This is a genomic window from Ruegeria sp. BE3 (genome assembly GCF_056538865.1).
The window spans coordinates 1,310,292-1,327,074 of the sequence record NZ_JBQFTW010000001.1 but is presented as its reverse complement, the minus strand read 5'-3'; the positions used below and the strand labels follow the sequence as shown (position 1 = coordinate 1,327,074).

The following is a 16,783-nucleotide window of genomic DNA, read 5'->3' as shown; positions in this document are numbered from 1 at the left end:
TCTTTTTTTGACCATTTGGCAAATTTTACCAATTGATAAAAAATTTGTTTGTGGCAAGCTGTACCTCATAACAAACATATCTACAGGGAGTAGAGTGATGGCACAGGGCCAGATGGCACCCGGGATCGTCTCCGGGCGGCTTTCCAGCGATGAGCTGACCTCGAATTTCACCGATCTGCATCCGCCACTGGCCCCGCACGAGGCCGCCGTGGCCGCGGATCGCTGCTATTTCTGCTATGACGCGCCATGTGTGACGGCCTGTCCGACGGATATCGATATTCCGTTGTTCATTCGCCAGATTCAGGCCGGGCAACCGCAGGCGGCAGGTCAGACTATTCTGGAGCAGAACATTCTGGGCGGTATGTGTGCCCGGGTTTGTCCGACCGAAACCTTGTGTGAAGAGGCCTGCGTACGTGAAACGGCCGAAGGCAAACCGGTCGAGATTGGGCGCCTACAGCGTTATGCAACCGATGACGTGATGGCATCGGGCGCGCATCCCTTCGAGCGCGCCGCATCAACCGGCAAGACAATTGCCGTGGTCGGAGCAGGGCCCGCCGGTCTGGCCTGTGCGCATCGTCTGGCGATGCTGGGACATGATGTGGTGATCCACGAAGGCAAGCCCAAACCGGGCGGTTTGAACGAATATGGCATTGCGGCTTATAAATCGACCAACGATTTTGCGCAGGCCGAGGTCGATTGGCTGCTGAAAATCGGTGGAATCGCTATCGAAACCGGATCTGTTCTGGGTGAGACTATTTCGCTGGATGGCCTGAAGGAAAACTATGATGCTGTTTTTCTGTCGATCGGTCTGGCAGGGGTGAACGCGCTGCGTGCTGACGGGGTCGATAAAGACGGGGTGCGTCCGGCGGTCGATTTCATCTCCGATGTGCGGCAGGCCAGCGATCTGGCAGATCTTCCGGTAGGGCGGAATGTCGTTGTGATAGGTGGGGGGATGACTGCGGTGGACGCGGCAGTGAAGTCTAAATTGCTGGGGGCCGAGCATGTGACCATCGCCTACCGCAGGGGGCGCGCCGCGATGGGGGCCAGCCGCTACGAGCAGGACTTGGCAGCCTCGCACGGCGTTCGGATTTTGTGCAATGTCCAGCCATTGGCCATTCACGGAAATGGTGCCGCAGCAGAGATCGAATTGGAGTATACTGCCAGCAATGATGGTCGTTTGACCGGAACGGGAGAAACCGTCCGTGTCCCCGCCGATCAGGTTCTCAAGGCCATCGGCCAGACTCTGGATGGCGCGCCGGAAGGGCTGACGCTGGACGGTAACAAGATCACTGTGACCGGGGCCGGGCGCACGTCGATGACCGGTGTATGGGCTGGCGGTGATTGCGCGGCAGGTGGCGAGGATCTGACTGTGACCGCTGTGGCCGAGGGCCGCGATGCCGCGATGGATATCCACGCAAGTCTAAGCGTGTGAAACTCAAAGTTAAAGATGCAAATCTGCATCAGGGAGGCCGGATAAATGGCTGATTTAACATCAAATTTCTTGGGAATTTCAAGTCCAAACCCATACTGGCTGGCTTCGGCACCGCCGACGGATAAGGAATATAACGTCCGCCGCGCCTTCGAGGCCGGTTGGGGTGGCGTAGTGTGGAAGACCTTGGGGGCCGAGGGGCCTCCGGTCGTGAATGTGAACGGCCCACGCTATGGCGCGATCTACGGCGCAGACCGCCGGTTGTTGGGGCTCAACAACATCGAACTGATCACCGACCGGCCGCTTGAGGTGAACCTTGAGGAAATGGCCCGCGTAAAGGCGGATTATCCGGATCGTGCACTGATCGCCTCGATCATGGTGCCCTGTGAAGAGGCCGCTTGGAAAGCCATTCTGCCGCGCGTGGCCGAAACTGGTGCAGACGGGATCGAGCTGAATTTTGGTTGCCCGCATGGGATGAGCGAGCGCGGCATGGGGTCAGCCGTTGGGCAGGTGCCGGAATACATCGAAATGGTGACCCGGTGGTGCAAGCAGTATTATGACCGCCCGGTTATTGTGAAACTGACCCCGAACATCACCGATATTCGTAAACCGGCGGCGGCGGCCAAGAACGGCGGCGCGGATGCGGTATCGTTGATCAACACCATCAATTCGATCACCAGTGTCAATCTAGATACATTCAGCCCTGAGCCTTCGATTGATGGCAAAGGCAGCCATGGCGGCTATTGCGGGCCAGCAGTGAAGCCGATTGCCCTGTCCATGGTGTCAGAGATTGCTCGGGCTGAGGCCACTCGTGGGCTACCGATCTCAGGTATCGGTGGCGTGACCACTTGGCGTGATGCGGCTGAGTTCATCTCGCTGGGTTGCGGTAATGTTCAGGTCTGCACTGCCGCGATGACATACGGGTTCAAGATCATTGACGAACTGACCGCTGGCTTGTCGGAATGGATGGACGAAAAAGGCTATACCAATATCGACGAAGTGATCGGGCGCGCCGTACTCAACGTGACGGACTGGCAATATCTGAACCTCAACTACATCGCCAAAGCCAAGATCGATCAGGATCAGTGCATCAAATGTGGGCGCTGCTATGCCGCCTGCGAAGACACCAGCCATCAGGCGATTTCAATGTCGGCAGATCGGGTATTCGATGTCATCGACGACGAGTGCGTGGCCTGTAACCTCTGCGTGGATGTCTGTCCGGTTGAGGGCTGTATTTCCATGGTGCCGATGGCCGCCGGAGAAGTTGATCCGCGTACGGGCAAGGTCGTTGATCCGGAATATGCCAACTGGACGACTCACCCCAACAATCCGATGGCGAAGGCCGCTGAATAGGCCGAGATTTTTCGTCGAAAAATCTTAGGCGAGAAAATTCGCAGAATTTTCTCAGAACAGGATGTCGATCGGGCCGTTATGGCAGATGACGATGTATTGGTTTGCGGTGCGGATCAGGTGATATCCGCGCCGCTTAACTTCACTCTGAAAAGCGGAGTGACCGACTTCGCGCTCAACCCAGGCAACCGAGCGGCGGACTACCGCGCCGCTTCGTGCGGAGCGGGACGAGAAAAGCTGGGCGATCCAGGGATCGGGGTTGTCTCAGCGTGTCAACATGGCGCGAGCTATTTCCCAATAGGGTAAAGCTTTTGTTAAGGCGCCAGCAGTTTTCGATAAAGCGTTTCGACGAAGGGCGTTGCGCCTTCAAAAGGGTCTTCTTCGCCGAGGATCGCGCGGACCTGCACATCGAAATCCGCATAGTGCTGGGTCAGTGCCCAGATTGAGAAAATCAGATGGTAGGGATGCACGCGTGCAATCTTGCCCTGATCCATCCATAGGTTCAGGATTTCGACTTTCTCGTCGACCAGCTTTTTCAGATCTGTGGACAGCGCATCATGAATGCGTGGCGCTCCTTGAACCAGTTCGTTGGCGAACAGACGGCTTTCGCGGGGAAGATCGCGGCTCATCTCGAGCTTGCGATGAATGTAGGACAGTATCTCTTCGAGCGGGTCGCCGTCTTCGTCCAGGGTATGCAGCGGTGCCAGCCAGACCTCAAGCAGGCCTGACAAAAGGGCGGTGTGGATCGCTTCTTTGGACGGGAAGTAATAGAGCAGGTTGGGTTTGCTCAGCCCTGCCTCAGCCGCGATTTGGTCGACAGTTGCTCCACGAAACCCATGCGCTGAGAATACATTCAGAGCTGCCTCGAGAATCGCTGCGCGGTTCTTTTGCTGAATCCGTGTCGGGGCGCGGTCTTTGGGCATGTTCACCTGATGTCTCTTTTTCGGCCAGTTGGGTGTCGAATATGTCGAAAATTCCGGCAGGTCACTGCAATTTCTTGACTGATGTCGAACCCGTGATAGCGTGAGTTTGACCAGATGGTCAAATCAAGACACCAAAAGCGAGCCAAATCGCTAGCAACAGGGAAGAACATGATGGCAGCTCCGGCGCAGAACCTCAGGATCAATGGCGACAGGTTGTGGGACAGCTTGATGGAGATGGCCAAGATAGGCCCCGGTGTTGCGGGCGGAAACAATCGCCAGACGTTGACTGACGAGGACGCCGAAGGGCGTGCATTGTTCCAGAAATGGTGCGAGGACGCGGGCTGCACCATGGGGTTGGATCAAATGGGCAACATGTTTGCCCATCGCGAGGGAACGGACCCGGACGCTCTGCCGGTCTACGTGGGTTCGCATCTGGATACACAGCCCACAGGCGGCAAATATGATGGTGTTTTGGGCGTGCTCGGCGGGTTGGAGATTATTCGCACGCTGAACGATCTTGGCATCAAGACCAAGCATCCAATCGTGGCGACCAACTGGACCAATGAAGAGGGGACGCGATATGCGCCCGCAATGCTGTCATCGGGCGTGTTCGCAGGAATGCACACTCAGGATTGGGCGTATGATCGCGAGGATGCCGAAGGTAAGAAGTTTGGGGATGAACTGAACCGTATCGGCTGGCGCGGCGACGAAGAAGTGGGTGCGCGAAAGATGCACGCGTTCTTTGAACTGCACATCGAACAGGGCCCCATTCTGGAAGCTGAAGGCAAGGATATTGGCGTCGTCACCCATGGTCAGGGGCTGAGCTGGACCCAGATCACAGTGACCGGCAAGGATGCGCATACCGGGTCTACCCCGATGCCGATGCGCAAGAATGCCGGGCTGGCGATGGCGCGTATTCTTGAAAAAGTGGATGAGATCGCCTGGTCGCATGCGCCGCACGCCGTCGGTGCCGCTGGGCATATCGATGTCTATCCGAATTCGCGCAATGTGATCCCGGGTAAGGCTGTGTTCACGGTCGATTTCCGCTCACCCGAGTTGGATGTGATCACCGATATGGAGAACCGTCTGCGAGTTGCTGCAGAGAAAATTGTCGACAAGATGGGGCTGCAGATCGAATTCGAGAAGGTTGGGGGCTTTGATCCGGTGAAATTCGATGATGGCTGCGTGGCCGCCGTGCGCGATGCGGCGGAGCGGTTGGGTTATTCGCATATGGATATCATCTCGGGTGCCGGGCATGATGCCTGTTGGATCAACCGGGTGGCTCCGACTGCAATGGTGATGTGCCCTTGCGTAGATGGGTTGAGTCACAATGAGGCCGAAGAGATCAGCAAAGATTGGGCTGCAGCTGGGGCGGATGTTCTGTTTCATGCGGTCGTTGAGACGGCGGGGATCGTGGAATAGGGGGCTCTGCCCCCGTCGCCCGATGGGCGACTCCCCCGGGATATTTTTAGCCAGATGAAGCAAGCGGCGCAGACCGCATCAGGGAGTTTAAGATGAGCACTGTGATCAAGAACGGAACCGTTGTGACCGCTGATCTGACCTATAAGGCGGATGTGAAGGTTGAAGGCGGAGTGATTACCGAGATCGGCCCGGACCTGCGCGGCGATAAAGAACTGGACGCAACGGGCTGTTACGTTATGCCGGGGGGGATTGATCCGCATACGCATCTGGAGATGCCGTTTATGGGGACCTATTCCAGCGATGATTTCGAAAGCGGGACGCGGGCGGCGTTGGCGGGTGGAACCACCATGGTTGTCGATTTTGCGCTGCCCAATCCGGGCGAGAGCCTGCTGGATGCGTTGAAGCGCTGGGACAATAAGTCGACGCGTGCGAATTGTGATTATTCGTTCCACATGGCGGTGACCTGGTGGGGTGAACAGGTGTTTGATGACATCAAGACCGTCATCGAGACGCGCGGGATCAACACGTTCAAGCATTTCATGGCCTACAAAGGCGCGCTGATGGTGAACGATGACGAGCTGTTTGCCTCGTTCAAGCGTCTGGCCGAGTTGGGCGGCACCGCGATGGTGCATGCCGAGAATGGCGACGTGGTGGCTGAGCTGAGTGCCAAGTTATTGGCTGAAGGCAACACGGGGCCAGAGGCGCATGCCTATTCGCGACCACCGCAGGTGGAGGGTGAAGCGACCAACCGGGCGATCATGATTGCCGATATGGCCGGTGTGCCGCTGTACGTGGTGCATACGTCCTGCGAAGAGGCGCACGAGGCGATCCGGCGTGCCAAGATGCAGGGTAAGCGGGTGTGGGGGGAACCTCTGATCCAGCACCTGACCTTGGATGAGAGCGAATATTTCCACCACGATTGGGAGCATGCTGCCCGGCGGGTCATGAGCCCGCCGTTCCGGAATAAGCAACATCAGGACAGTCTGTGGAATGGCCTGCAGTCCGGAACGCTGAGCGTTGTTGCCACGGATCACTGCGCCTTTACGACCGAGCAGAAACGTTATGGTGTGGGCGATTTCACCAAGATCCCGAACGGGACCGGAGGGTTGGAAGATCGGATGCCGATGCTTTGGACACATGGTGTGAACACCGGGCGATTGACGCCAAACGAATTCGTAGCTGTGACTTCAACTAATATCGCCAAGATACTGAATTGTTATCCTAAAAAAGGTGCGGTTCTGGTGGGTGCGGATGCGGATCTTGTGGTCTGGGATCCGGATAAGGCCAAGGTGATCTCGGCCGCGACGCAGCAATCGTCTATCGACTACAACGTCTTTGAGGGCAAAGAGGTGCGCGGATTGCCACGCTTTACGCTGACCCGTGGCGTGGTGGCTGTGCATGATGGTGAAATCCAGACCCAGGAGGGACATGGGAAATTTGTGGCGCGCGAAGCCAATACCCACGTGAACAAAGCCCTGAGCACCTGGAAAGAGCTGACTGCTCCGCGACCGGTTGAACGGACGGGAATACCGGCATCTGGTGTGTAAGGTTTTTGGGCCGCCTGTTGGTGGCCCGGTTTCAGGCTTCTTCAAGGCAATGGAATGAATACAGAAAACACGACTCAGCCTGTTATTGAGGCAAGGCAGCTGGACCTGACTTTTCAGACGAATGACGGGCCTGTCCATGCATTGAAAGATGTGAACTTGTCGATTGGCAAAGGCGAGTTCGTCAGCTTCATCGGGCCTTCGGGCTGTGGCAAGACCACGTTCCTGCGCTGTATCGCGGCATTGGAAACGCCGACGGGCGGGTCACTAACCGTGAATGGGATGACACCGGATGAAGCACGGCGTAAGCGGGCCTATGGCTATGTGTTTCAGGCCGCGGGTCTCTATCCTTGGCGCACGATAGCCAAGAATATCAAACTACCGCTTGAGATTATGGGCTATTCCGCAGCCGAGCAGGAGGAGCGTGTTAGCAAAGTTCTGGAACTGGTTGATCTTGAAGGGTTTGGTGGCAAGTTTCCCTGGCAGCTATCAGGTGGAATGCAGCAGCGGGCCAGCATCGCTCGGGCGTTGGCCTTTGATGCGGACATCCTTCTGATGGATGAGCCGTTTGGGGCTTTGGATGAGATCGTGCGCGATCATCTGAACGAACAGCTTCTGGATCTTTGGGCAAGGACGGAGAAGACCATCGGGTTCGTCACGCACTCGATCCCCGAGGCAGTATATCTGAGCACCAAGATCGTGGTGATGAGCCCTCGACCTGGGCGGATTACGGATGTGATCGACAGCCCTCTGCCGAAAGAGCGGCCTCTGGACATTCGGGACACGCCGGAGTTCATCGAAGTTGCCCATCGTGTGCGCGAAGGTTTGCGAGCAGGGCATGGAGACGAAGTCTGATGCACGAGATCGACATCAGAAGGGCGAAACCCGATGACGTGGCGGCTTGTGCGCAAGTGATCTGGACATGGATCGACGAAACCGACTGGATGCCCGACGATCTGCCTCAAGAGAAACTCGAAGAGCTGATCCGCGAGGCGTTTCCGCATCGCGATATCTGGGTCTCAGGCGACCCGGCTGATTGTTACATGTCGCTTGATCCTGTCGAGAGTAAAGTTGGCGCGCTTTATTGTCTGAGGACCGGTGAAGGTATCGGTAAAAGATTGCTGGATAAGGCCAAGGAAAACCGAGATTTTCTGTGGCTGACCACGCATGTGCCCAATAGGGATGCGCAACGATTTTATCGACGCGAAGGCTTCACTGAAATCGGTACTGAGCCTCCAACACCTCCAGAAACAGTGCCGGTCATCCGGATGGAGTGGCGGGCATGAAACAGATTACAGCCGTCATGTGGGTGATCGCCGCGATTGTCGCCATCTGGTACATCGCCTGCATACCTATGAACATCGACAGTGCACTGAACGCTGCTGAACGCGCAGGTGAGGAGGTCGATCCTCCAACCGCGAAGGAGCGGTTGCTGGAGTATGATATCATTCTGGTCTGGGACAACAGCTTTGCCATCCCCGAGACATGGGAACAGGATCGCCCTCGGCTGCCGACACCCCATGACGTGGTGCTGGAGTTGTGGGACACGACGATCAACAAAAAGATCACCTCCAAGCGCTCATTGATCTATCATGGTTGGGTCACGCTGAGCGCTACAATGCTGGGTTTTGCGATTGGCACGGGTCTGGGCATATTGTTGGCGGTCGGGATCGTGCACAGCAAAGTCATGGACCTGTCGGTGATGCCTTGGGCGATTGTCAGCCAGACCATCCCGATCATCGCGCTTGCGCCTATGATCATTGTTGTCCTGTATTCGGTCGGTGTTCAGGGGATCATCCCCAAGGCCATTATCTCGGCCTATCTGAGTTTCTTCCCGGTTGTCGTCGGAATGGTGAAAGGGCTGCGCAGTCCGGACGCGATGCAGTTGGATTTGCTGCGCACCTATAATGCCAGTCAATCGCAAGGGTTTTGGAAGCTGCGGTTGCCTGCGTCCATGCCCTATCTGTTTGCCTCGCTGAAGATTGGGATCGCAGCGTCACTGGTCGGCGCCATCGTAGGCGAATTGCCTACCGGAGCAGTTGCAGGTCTGGGCGCACGTTTGCTTGCAGGCAGCTACTATGGCCAGACGGTGCAGATCTGGTCGGCCCTGTTTGCAGCGGCCATTCTTGCGGGATGCCTCGTGGGCTTGCTGGGTTTGATTGAGCGTACGGTCCTTAGACGGTTGGGGATGGCGCAATGATCATGATTTTCTTGGCCCTTCTTCTGTGGCTTGCGGGGTGGTGGCTCAACAGCCGGTTGGCCAGTGGGCCCATGGCGGATACGCCTCTGGTCCGGTTCCTGGCCCCGTTGATCTTCGGTCTGACGGTTATCGGCGTTTGGGAATTGCTGGTGCACGGGCTCGAGGTGCCCTTGGTTATCCTGCCCGCGCCATCGGTCATAGCTGTACGGTTTGGTGACAGTCTGTCGATCCTGTGGGCCGATTTCTGGCAAACCATCATCAAAGGTGCGCTGAGTGGGTATATCATCGGCTGCACCGCCGCTTTCCTGATGGCGATCGCAGTTGATCGTTGGGACTTTCTGCGCCTAGGGTTGTTGCCGGTTGGCAATTTCGTCGCCGCCTTGCCCATCGTGGGAACCGCTCCGATACTGGTCATGTGGTTCGGGTTTGACTGGCATTCCAAGGCCGCTGTTGTGGTGGTGATGGTATTTTTCCCGATGCTGGTGAACACCGTAGCAGGACTGCGCGAGGCAACGGCCATGCAGCGCGACCTGATGGAGACCTATGCAGCGACCTATTGGCAGAGCTTTCTGAAACTGCGCTTACCCGCTGCGATGCCGTTTATTTTCAACGGGTTGAAGATTTCTACCACATTGGCGCTGATCGGCGCTATCGTGGCCGAGTTCTTTGGCTCGCCCACGCTGGGCATGGGCTTTCGCATATCGACCAGCGTAGGGCAGCTTGCGCTTGATATGGTCTGGGCCGAGATCGTGGTGGCTGCACTTGCCGGAACGGCTTTCTACGGCGCGGTCGCACTGATCGAGAAAACGGTGACCTTCTGGCACCCGTCGCAGCGAGGATAAGAGGAATTCAACAGACCCCGAAAACGGGGCAATAACAGCAACTAGGAGACTTGAAGATGAAGAAGCTACTCAGCGGGGCGGTTGCCGCCTTTAGCCTGGCTGCCACTGCAGCTTGGTCGGCGGATGAGGTCACATTGCAATTGAAGTGGGTCACGCAGGCACAGTTTGCAGGCTACTACGTGGCCAAGGACAAAGGGTTCTACGATGAAGAAGGGCTGGACGTCACCATCCTGCCCGGTGGGCCTGACATTGCACCCACTCAGGTCATCGCCGGGGGCGGCGCGGACGTGACCGTCGAATGGATGCCCGCCGCACTGGCCGCTCGCGAGAAGGGCCTGCCGCTGGTCAATATCGCACAACCTTTCAAAAGCTCGGGCATGATGCTGACCTGCTGGAAGGATGCCGGAATTTCGTCACCTGACGATCTGAAAAACCGTACGCTGGGCGTTTGGTTCTTCGGCAACGAATTCCCCTTCATGAGCTGGATGAGCCAGCTGGGTATCAGCACCGATGGCAAAAGCGAAAGCGGTGTAGAGGTGTTGAAACAGGGCTTTAATGTTGATCCACTTCTGCAGCGTCAGGCCGATTGCATCAGCACCATGACCTACAACGAATACTGGCAGGTGATTGATGCTGGCGTTACGCCCGAAGAGCTGGTGACCTTTAAGTACGAAGATCAGGGCGTCGCCACGCTGGAAGACGGTCTGTATGTGCTGGAAGAGAACCTGAGCGACGCGGCCTTTACCGATAAGATGGAGCGTTTCGTGCGCGCATCGATGAAGGGTTGGAAATACGCCGAAGAGAACCCGGATGAAGCGGCTGAGATCGTATTGGAAAACGATGCGACAGGCGCTCAGACGGAAGAGCATCAAAAGCGCATGATGGGTGAAATCGCCAAGCTGACGGCCGGATCGAACGGCGCGCTCGACCCCGCCGATTTCGAGCGCACGGTGGCCACTTTGCTGGCCGGTGGCTCGGACCCGGTGATTACCGCCCAGCCCGAGGGTGCGTGGACTCACCAGATCACGGATGCGGCGTTGAACTAAGACGCAAAGATCTTTGACCATGCTTTGAACGCGGCTCCTGTTGGGGCCGCGTTTTTCTTTGCGATGTCGGATTTGTGTCTGTACTTGCGCGATGAATGCCTTAGAATTTACTTGTAAAATAACGCAATTAACGAACGCAAAGCTTGAATATAGAAGAAAATGCAGAATTTTGCATCAGAATTCAATCAGGCATTCACTCTGATCCTGAAAGTGGATGCAGAGCTTTGGGCGATTGTGCTGCTCTCACTGCGGGTTTCGGTCTTTGCAGTGCTGATTTCTGCCGCGATCGGCATGCCAATCGGCGCAGCCCTGGCCGTTGCGCGATTTCCGGGGCGGCGGGTTCTGATTATCCTGATGAACGCACTGATGGGATTTCCGCCGGTCGTCGTGGGCTTGCTGGTTTATCTGATGCTGTCGCGTTCCGGCCCTCTGGGTGTCTTGGAACTGCTCTACACGCCGACCGCCATGATTATCGCGCAGGTGGTTTTGGTTACGCCCATTGTGGCAGCCCTGACCCGACAAGTGATCGAGATGTTGGCTGAGGAGTATTCTGAACAGCTTCGATCCTTGGGCGTATCCCGGCTGGCTTCGGTTCCGGTGCTGCTCTGGGATGCGCGTTTGGCCTTGGTTACGGCGCTGTTAGCTGGGTTTGGGCGCGCCATTGCCGAGGTTGGGGCGGTGATCATCGTGGGTGGCAACATCAACCATGTGACGCGTGTGATGACGACGACGATTGCGCTTGAAACCTCGAAAGGCAATCTGGCGCTTGCGCTGGCATTGGGGGCTATTCTGATCGGGATTGCTGTTGCGGTGAATGCGATGGTCAGCGCCCTGACTTTGAGGGCCGAGCAGGAGGGGTTGCGCCATGCGTGATGTGGTAACCGCGATGCCCGGCGTGATTGAAGTGCGCGATCTGCATATCAGCCGCAAAGGCAAGGTGCTTCTTGACGTGTCGCAGCTCTGTCTCGATGGGCCGGGGCCGACCTTGATCCTTGGGCCGAACGGGGCAGGAAAAAGCCTTCTGCTGCGGTGTTTGCATGGGTTGATTGCTCCGGATCGTGGGGGTGTCACTCAGGATGGGCGTTCGCTTAACGCTGCACATAAGGCGCGACAGGCAATGGTGTTTCAAAACCCGGTCCTGCTGCGCCGATCGGTTGCGGCCAATCTTGAATTTGTGCTGAAGCGGCAGGCTATGCCGCGCAGCTTGCGCAAGCAGCGTATCGTTGAACTGCTCGCGGAAGGCGGATTGGAAGGTAAGGCACGTCAGTCCGCACGCTCGCTGTCGGGGGGCGAGGCGCAGCGCCTGGCGATTTTGCGCGCCCTGGCGCTTGAGCCTGAGACGCTGTTTCTCGACGAGCCTACCAGCGCGTTGGACCCGAGTGCCACGCAGACGATCGAACAGATGGTGTTGCGCGCATCGGCGCGCGGTGTACGCATCGTGATGGTGACGCATGACATCGGACAAGCCCGCCGATTGGCCGCAGATATTGTGATGATGCAGGCCGGTCGCGTGGTCGAACATGGACCCGCACAGCAGGTGTTGGACGCACCGCGCAGCGCCGAGTCCCGCCGCTATCTGGCTGGCGGATTGGTAACCTGATTTACGAAAGATGGAGTTTGGAATGATCCGGAAATTTATTCTGGCGTCGGCGGTTGCACTTGGGCTGTCAGCCCCGGCAACCGCGGAATCGCCGTTCATCGTGGTGCAATCCACCACCTCAACCCAGAACTCGGGCCTGTTGGATTACATCTTGCCGGGTTTCGAAGCTGAAACCGGTATCGATGTGCGTGTCGTCGCCGTAGGCACCGGACAGGCGATCCGAAACGCGGTCAACGGTGACGGCGATGTGCTGCTGGTGCACTCCAAGCCTGCCGAAGAGCAGTTCGTGGCTGATGGCTGGGGCGTCGAGCGGTTGGACGTCATGTACAATGATTTTGTGCTGGTTGGTCCAAATTCCGATCCTGCCGGGGTTGCCGGCGGCGGCGACATCGTGGCCGCCCTGACCGCGGTGGCCGAGGCCGAGGTCCCGTTTGCCTCACGTGGCGATGATAGCGGCACACACAAGGCCGAACTGCGCCATTGGGACGCGACGGGTGTCGACCCGACCGCAGCCTCGGGCGAGTGGTATCGTGAGACCGGGTCGGGCATGGGGGCCACATTGAACGTGGCCAGTGGTATGGACGCCTATGTGCTGACCGACCGGGCGACATGGCTGTCTTTCGGCAACCGGGGCAACCTGCAGATTCTGGTCGAGGGCGATCCGCGTCTTTTCAATCAATACGGTGTGATCCTTGTGAATCCAGAGAAATATTCTGGTGTGCGTGCAGCCGCCGGGCAACGGTTCATTGATTGGCTGACCGGCCCCGATGGGCAGGCTGCAATAGCGTCATACACGCTGGATGGTGAGCAGCTGTTCTTCCCCAACGCGCAGTAATTGCGTCTTAAGCAAGCGCTTTGGGAAATGGTGAAAGTTTAACCGCTGGCACCGTTGTGGTGGATCTGGCCAAGATTGCTTAGGTCATATCCACCCAGTTCGGTGGCCCGTTCGGCGAAACGTTCGGACCAAAGGAACCGGGTCAGCGTCTGCATGGGCGGGTCGAAGAAAGCACGACGCCAGATAGCGAGGTCCAGACGCTCGGAATGGGTGGGCACGAAGGTTAGAGTGTAGGGTCGCGTGAGTGCCCCAAGGCCGAACCCGGCCTCGGCTTTGCCATCGCGCAGCGCGGTGGCCAGCTCTTCCTCGGTTCGTGCGTAGACGGGCAGGGTGTTTAGATCATCGCGGCTTAGTCCATGTGCGTTGAGCTCGGCATCAAACAGCCGCTGGCTCGCGGCGCTGTCCTGACGCAGGATGATGCGTCGACCTTTCAGATCCTTAAAGCCCGAGATGCCGGAAGTACCGGGGGCCAGCAGCAGGCCACGTTGACGGTGGGCAATCTGGTACAGGATGATCGGGGCATCGCCCATTGTGTCGCTTAGGGTCCGAGTGTTGAAACCATCAGGCTCGTGGATATGCAGGGCCGCAGCTTGGGCGCTGCGATCCGCAAGACGGTTGAGCCCGTCAAAGGACCCATCATAATAAGTAGCAAGCCCTGATCCGCTTTCCCGCAACGCCCAGTCCAGAAGCGGATCGTGACTGCCCGCAACGATTGGCGGCAGCGGCGGTTCGGCCACATGCGGGCCAGAGCGTGAGGCGTTGAGCCAGGCAATGATCTCGGCCTTGGGAAACAGCAGCTTGCCCATGGCGCGTACGCAAGGGATTTCGCCCGACGATGCCAGATCATAGGCCTTCCGCTCACCAATGCGCAGCAGATCCGCCAGTTCGCGGGTGGTCAGGTATTGTGACATTCAGTCGAGGCGTACTGCCGAGCCGGACGTTCTTTCCTCGGCGCTGAAACCGAATTGATCCAGCGTGTACGGAGCGGCGACAGTGATCACGACCATCGCGGCGACGGCGGTCAGAAAGGCTTTCATAGTTTCCTCCGGCTCAGTCCCGTGAAGCGGTGGCGCGGCGCAGGAACGCGATCAGATCGATCCGGTCCTGAGCTTGCGTGATCCGCTGCATCGGCATCTTTGACCCTGGAATGTAATGGTCCGGGCCCTCGTCGAAAAGAGCATTTATGGTCTCTTCATTCCAAATGATATCAGAGTCTTGCAGCGTGTCCGAGTACAAATAATCGGGCAGGGTTCCAGCCTGCCGACCGAAGATGTCATGCAAGGTGGGGCCTGCGCGCCGTTCACTGTTCGGGGTCAGGCTGTGGCAGATCGAACATTTGCGTGCGAATTGCCGTTCACCGTTGCTCATCTCGTCGGGGTCTTTCAGAAAGCTGGGCTCGGCAGCGGCCATCTGCTCGCGATCGCCCAGCGCTGAAACGGGCCAGCTGTACATTGCCTCATCAATCCCGCCTGCGTGGATGTTCCGGCCGTCCGCAGAAAAAGCCAGCGCCCAGACCGGACCGCGCAGTGTGGCACGGAAATCCTGAGCGATGCGCCAGTCAGCCGTGTCGATGACCATGATGTAGCCCTCGCCATCGCCTACCGCCAAAAGCTTGCGATCGGGGCTCAGCGCCATGGCAAGGATAGGACGCCGATCGAGGGTAAAGTCTCGCTCTTCCCCTGTGGTCAGGTTCAGAATGCGGGTCACGCCATCAACGGCACCATAGGCGATCCAGCCGTCTTGCGTGTTCAGGACCAATTCGTTGATGCCAAAGCCATGCTCGATCAATCGGTCCGTTTCCTGACCACTGGCGACATCCCAGATACGAAGGGCACCATCGACGCCTGCCGAATAGAGCTGCGACCCGTCCGAAGTAAAGACAACGGCATTCACGCCGCTGCCAATTGGTCCAAGCATAGTCGGTTCTGACCCGTCAACGGGCCACAGCCCGATGGTGCCGTCCCAACTGGCGGTAGCAACGTGGGTTTTTGATGCCGCGATGCCTACGATTTTGCCCTTGTGCCGACCAACCACGTCACCTCCGGGCCAGCGGCGCAATGTGAAGTCATCCCCGGCGGAATAGATCGCGGTGCCGTTGAACGCGACGGAATTGACCGCCGCCTCGTGCCCCTCCAGCCATTCTGGGGTCTGCCCGGTCCACAGACCGACCGAATTGTCGAAACTGGCCGTTGCGATGCGCCCGTCCGGCGCAGTCGCGATCCCCATGATCGGCCCGCCGTGACCCTTGAGCGTGAAAAACTCGGACCAGGCGGGCAGGGGGACCAGTGCAATCGCAAGAACCAGCCAGCGCATCTATTCTGCGGGTGAGGCCGCTGCCTTGCTGGCCTCTTTTTCCTGCACCTCTTCCAGCCACAGCGAATGATGCTCGCGCGCCCATTGCTCTTCGACTTCGCCGGTTCCCATGGCGTCGAATGCGCCCTCCATGCCAACCGAGCCGAGGTAAATATGAGCGATGATGATCGCGATGAAGACATAGGCAATCATTACGTGCCAGACTTGGGCATATTGCATCTCTTCCTGCGGTGACATCTGCACGGGTAAGTTCAAGCCCAGCATCTGCGGAATACCGGTCGAATTGGCGATCTGGAATGTCTTGGCGAACATCGGCAGTTCAAACGGGAACAGCAGTGACAGGCCAGACAGGCTGATCGAGGCGCCCAACAGGATGCAGGCCCAGAAGATAACCTTTTGACCTGCGTTGAATTTCTTGGCGGGTGGATGGCTTCCTTTGGTGAACAGTCCACCGCCAGCGGCCAGCCATTTCAGATCGGTCTTGTTGGGGATGTTATGGGCGATCCAGTTCACGGTGACGATGATCAGACCCAACATGAAAGCCCAGGCGAGGTTGTTGTGCAGCCACTTGCACCCCTGCGCGATGGTGGCGAATCCTTCCTTGCCGAAGATCGGGATCAGGAAATCGCGGCCATATAGCGTCAGCAGGCCAGTGATCCCGAGCACAAGGAACGACCCTGCAAACAGCCAGTGACCGAACCGTTCGAAGCTGTTGAAGCGAAGGACCGTGCGACCGGTTTTTTCTCCGTCAATGCGGATTTTTCCTCGGATCAGGAAGAACAAAACAATGATCGCGAGCATTCCGCCCAGAATGTAGGTTCCGTATTCACGCAATGGGCCGGTGCGGAAATTCAACCACCACATCCCCCCGTCTTGAATCAGTACGCTGTCCGCAGGACCCTGAGATGAAACGGTGACATCCGCAGATCCGTAGCGCAGGGCGCGGTAGACGTCGCTGTCAGAGGCCACGCCGCGGGTGCCGAACTGCCCCAGCAAGCCTTCCACATTGCCCTGTCCGGTGTTTTCCGACCGGTAGCTGTTGTCGACCTTCTCGCCGCGTTGACGGGCCAGAATATCCTCAAGCGTGGTTGCGCCGCCAGTCGTGGACCGGTCGGCCGTCTCTGCAGAGGCAGAATCCTCATTGGTTTGGGCGACCGCAACTTGGGTCAGTGTCAGCGACAGCAGGAATGCGATGAGTAAGCGCAACATCGGAACCTCAATAAAAATCCAATGCAGGATGACCCGCAGATGCGGGTCATCCGTTTTGCTTTAGCAGACG

At 57.8% G+C, this 16,783-nt stretch carries 17 protein-coding genes; 12 read left to right on the top strand and 5 right to left on the bottom strand.

All coding sequences use genetic code 11. The features are described from left to right. The first annotated feature begins 97 nt into the window (after nucleotides 1–97). Entirely contained in the window at nucleotides 98–1,432 is a 1,335-nt protein-coding gene (locus ACR0AZ_RS06580; protein ID WP_480470086.1) for an NAD(P)-dependent oxidoreductase, read from the top strand. 45 nt (nucleotides 1,433–1,477) lie between these two features. Continuing rightward, entirely contained in the window at nucleotides 1,478–2,782 is a 1,305-nt protein-coding gene (gene preA, locus ACR0AZ_RS06575; protein ID WP_480470085.1) for an NAD-dependent dihydropyrimidine dehydrogenase subunit PreA, read from the top strand. A gap of 311 nt (nucleotides 2,783–3,093) precedes the next feature. Here the strand turns inward: preA and ACR0AZ_RS06570 are convergent, their stop codons facing one another. Next, entirely contained in the window at nucleotides 3,094–3,702 is a 609-nt protein-coding gene (locus ACR0AZ_RS06570) for a TetR family transcriptional regulator C-terminal domain-containing protein (protein ID WP_480658573.1), read from the bottom strand. A gap of 171 nt (nucleotides 3,703–3,873) precedes the next feature. On the opposite strand from ACR0AZ_RS06570, the gene ACR0AZ_RS06565 reads away from it, so the two are divergent. The 10 genes from ACR0AZ_RS06565 (at nucleotide 3,874) to ACR0AZ_RS06520 (ending at nucleotide 13,191) form a co-directional block, all read left to right on the top strand. Further along, nucleotides 3,874–5,124 (top strand): Zn-dependent hydrolase, encoded by a 1,251-nt coding sequence (locus ACR0AZ_RS06565; RefSeq protein WP_480667143.1) that lies wholly within the window; start codon nucleotides 3,874–3,876, stop codon nucleotides 5,122–5,124. Nucleotides 5,125–5,216: 92 nt separating this feature from the next. Further along, nucleotides 5,217–6,671, top strand: a complete 1,455-nt coding sequence (hydA, locus tag ACR0AZ_RS06560; RefSeq protein WP_480667057.1) for a dihydropyrimidinase — start codon at nucleotides 5,217–5,219, stop codon at nucleotides 6,669–6,671. A gap of 54 nt (nucleotides 6,672–6,725) precedes the next feature. Continuing rightward, complete coding sequence (locus ACR0AZ_RS06555) at nucleotides 6,726–7,523, top strand: ABC transporter ATP-binding protein (RefSeq protein WP_480657974.1); 798 nt, start codon at nucleotides 6,726–6,728, stop codon at nucleotides 7,521–7,523. Next, the gene (locus ACR0AZ_RS06550) at nucleotides 7,523–7,954 is read left to right on the top strand and encodes a GNAT family N-acetyltransferase (RefSeq protein ID WP_480470080.1); all 432 of its coding nucleotides are present in this window, start codon (nucleotides 7,523–7,525) and stop codon (nucleotides 7,952–7,954) included. The genes ACR0AZ_RS06555 and ACR0AZ_RS06550 overlap by 1 nt, the downstream gene beginning before the upstream one ends. Beyond that, nucleotides 7,951–8,868, top strand: a complete 918-nt coding sequence (locus ACR0AZ_RS06545; protein WP_480667056.1) for an ABC transporter permease — start codon at nucleotides 7,951–7,953, stop codon at nucleotides 8,866–8,868. The genes ACR0AZ_RS06550 and ACR0AZ_RS06545 overlap by 4 nt, the downstream gene beginning before the upstream one ends. Further along, nucleotides 8,865–9,710 carry an ABC transporter permease gene (locus ACR0AZ_RS06540; protein ID WP_480470078.1) on the top strand — a complete coding sequence of 282 codons (846 nt, stop codon included), beginning with the start codon at nucleotides 8,865–8,867 and terminating at the stop codon, nucleotides 9,708–9,710. Before ACR0AZ_RS06545 ends, ACR0AZ_RS06540 begins: the two co-directional genes overlap by 4 nt. A 56-nt stretch (nucleotides 9,711–9,766) precedes the next feature. After that, nucleotides 9,767–10,756, top strand: coding sequence for an ABC transporter substrate-binding protein (locus ACR0AZ_RS06535; protein ID WP_480657968.1), 990 nt, complete (start codon nucleotides 9,767–9,769; stop codon nucleotides 10,754–10,756). A gap of 159 nt (nucleotides 10,757–10,915) precedes the next feature. Next, nucleotides 10,916–11,629 carry an ABC transporter permease gene (locus tag ACR0AZ_RS06530; RefSeq protein WP_480470076.1) on the top strand — a complete coding sequence of 238 codons (714 nt, stop codon included), beginning with the start codon at nucleotides 10,916–10,918 and terminating at the stop codon, nucleotides 11,627–11,629. Next, nucleotides 11,622–12,356: an ATP-binding cassette domain-containing protein gene (locus tag ACR0AZ_RS06525; RefSeq protein WP_480470075.1), complete on the top strand. Its 735-nt coding sequence runs from the start codon at nucleotides 11,622–11,624 to the stop codon at nucleotides 12,354–12,356. The genes ACR0AZ_RS06530 and ACR0AZ_RS06525 overlap by 8 nt, the downstream gene beginning before the upstream one ends. A 22-nt stretch (nucleotides 12,357–12,378) precedes the next feature. After that, the gene (locus ACR0AZ_RS06520; RefSeq protein ID WP_480667055.1) at nucleotides 12,379–13,191 is read left to right on the top strand and encodes an ABC transporter substrate-binding protein; all 813 of its coding nucleotides are present in this window, start codon (nucleotides 12,379–12,381) and stop codon (nucleotides 13,189–13,191) included. A gap of 38 nt (nucleotides 13,192–13,229) precedes the next feature. Here the strand turns inward: ACR0AZ_RS06520 and ACR0AZ_RS06515 are convergent, their stop codons facing one another. Genes ACR0AZ_RS06515 through ACR0AZ_RS06500 form a run of 4 tightly spaced genes read right to left on the bottom strand, consistent with a single transcriptional unit; the run spans nucleotide 13,230 to nucleotide 16,713 of the window. After that, nucleotides 13,230–14,102 carry a substrate-binding domain-containing protein gene (locus ACR0AZ_RS06515; protein WP_480667054.1) on the bottom strand — a complete coding sequence of 291 codons (873 nt, stop codon included), beginning with the start codon at nucleotides 14,100–14,102 and terminating at the stop codon, nucleotides 13,230–13,232. Further along, a complete protein-coding gene (locus ACR0AZ_RS06510; protein WP_480667053.1) occupies nucleotides 14,103–14,228 on the bottom strand; it encodes a hypothetical protein in 126 nt (41 codons plus the stop codon). A 13-nt stretch (nucleotides 14,229–14,241) separates the two neighbouring features. Beyond that, nucleotides 14,242–15,504: a c-type cytochrome gene (locus ACR0AZ_RS06505; protein ID WP_480667052.1), complete on the bottom strand. Its 1,263-nt coding sequence runs from the start codon at nucleotides 15,502–15,504 to the stop codon at nucleotides 14,242–14,244. Continuing rightward, nucleotides 15,505–16,713: a formate dehydrogenase subunit gamma gene (locus tag ACR0AZ_RS06500; protein ID WP_480667050.1), complete on the bottom strand. Its 1,209-nt coding sequence runs from the start codon at nucleotides 16,711–16,713 to the stop codon at nucleotides 15,505–15,507. Nucleotides 16,714–16,783 lie beyond the last annotated feature (70 nt).

What these genes read in the sequence shown, in the direction of transcription:
- ACR0AZ_RS06580 (WP_480470086.1), top strand. Translation starts at nt 98, where the DNA reads ATGGCACAGGGCCAGATGGCACCCGGGATCGTCTCCGGGCGGCTTTCC.
- preA (WP_480470085.1), top strand. Translation starts at nt 1,478, where the DNA reads ATGGCTGATTTAACATCAAATTTCTTGGGAATTTCAAGTCCAAACCCA.
- ACR0AZ_RS06570 (WP_480658573.1), bottom strand. Translation starts at nt 3,702, where the DNA reads ATGCCCAAAGACCGCGCCCCGACACGGATTCAGCAAAAGAACCGCGCA.
- ACR0AZ_RS06565 (WP_480667143.1), top strand. Translation starts at nt 3,874, where the DNA reads ATGGCAGCTCCGGCGCAGAACCTCAGGATCAATGGCGACAGGTTGTGG.
- hydA (WP_480667057.1), top strand. Translation starts at nt 5,217, where the DNA reads ATGAGCACTGTGATCAAGAACGGAACCGTTGTGACCGCTGATCTGACC.
- ACR0AZ_RS06555 (WP_480657974.1), top strand. Translation starts at nt 6,726, where the DNA reads ATGAATACAGAAAACACGACTCAGCCTGTTATTGAGGCAAGGCAGCTG.
- ACR0AZ_RS06550 (WP_480470080.1), top strand. Translation starts at nt 7,523, where the DNA reads ATGCACGAGATCGACATCAGAAGGGCGAAACCCGATGACGTGGCGGCT.
- ACR0AZ_RS06545 (WP_480667056.1), top strand. Translation starts at nt 7,951, where the DNA reads ATGAAACAGATTACAGCCGTCATGTGGGTGATCGCCGCGATTGTCGCC.
- ACR0AZ_RS06540 (WP_480470078.1), top strand. Translation starts at nt 8,865, where the DNA reads ATGATCATGATTTTCTTGGCCCTTCTTCTGTGGCTTGCGGGGTGGTGG.
- ACR0AZ_RS06535 (WP_480657968.1), top strand. Translation starts at nt 9,767, where the DNA reads ATGAAGAAGCTACTCAGCGGGGCGGTTGCCGCCTTTAGCCTGGCTGCC.
- ACR0AZ_RS06530 (WP_480470076.1), top strand. Translation starts at nt 10,916, where the DNA reads ATGCAGAATTTTGCATCAGAATTCAATCAGGCATTCACTCTGATCCTG.
- ACR0AZ_RS06525 (WP_480470075.1), top strand. Translation starts at nt 11,622, where the DNA reads ATGCGTGATGTGGTAACCGCGATGCCCGGCGTGATTGAAGTGCGCGAT.
- ACR0AZ_RS06520 (WP_480667055.1), top strand. Translation starts at nt 12,379, where the DNA reads ATGATCCGGAAATTTATTCTGGCGTCGGCGGTTGCACTTGGGCTGTCA.
- ACR0AZ_RS06515 (WP_480667054.1), bottom strand. Translation starts at nt 14,102, where the DNA reads ATGTCACAATACCTGACCACCCGCGAACTGGCGGATCTGCTGCGCATT.
- ACR0AZ_RS06510 (WP_480667053.1), bottom strand. Translation starts at nt 14,228, where the DNA reads ATGAAAGCCTTTCTGACCGCCGTCGCCGCGATGGTCGTGATCACTGTC.
- ACR0AZ_RS06505 (WP_480667052.1), bottom strand. Translation starts at nt 15,504, where the DNA reads ATGCGCTGGCTGGTTCTTGCGATTGCACTGGTCCCCCTGCCCGCCTGG.
- ACR0AZ_RS06500 (WP_480667050.1), bottom strand. Translation starts at nt 16,713, where the DNA reads ATGTTGCGCTTACTCATCGCATTCCTGCTGTCGCTGACACTGACCCAA.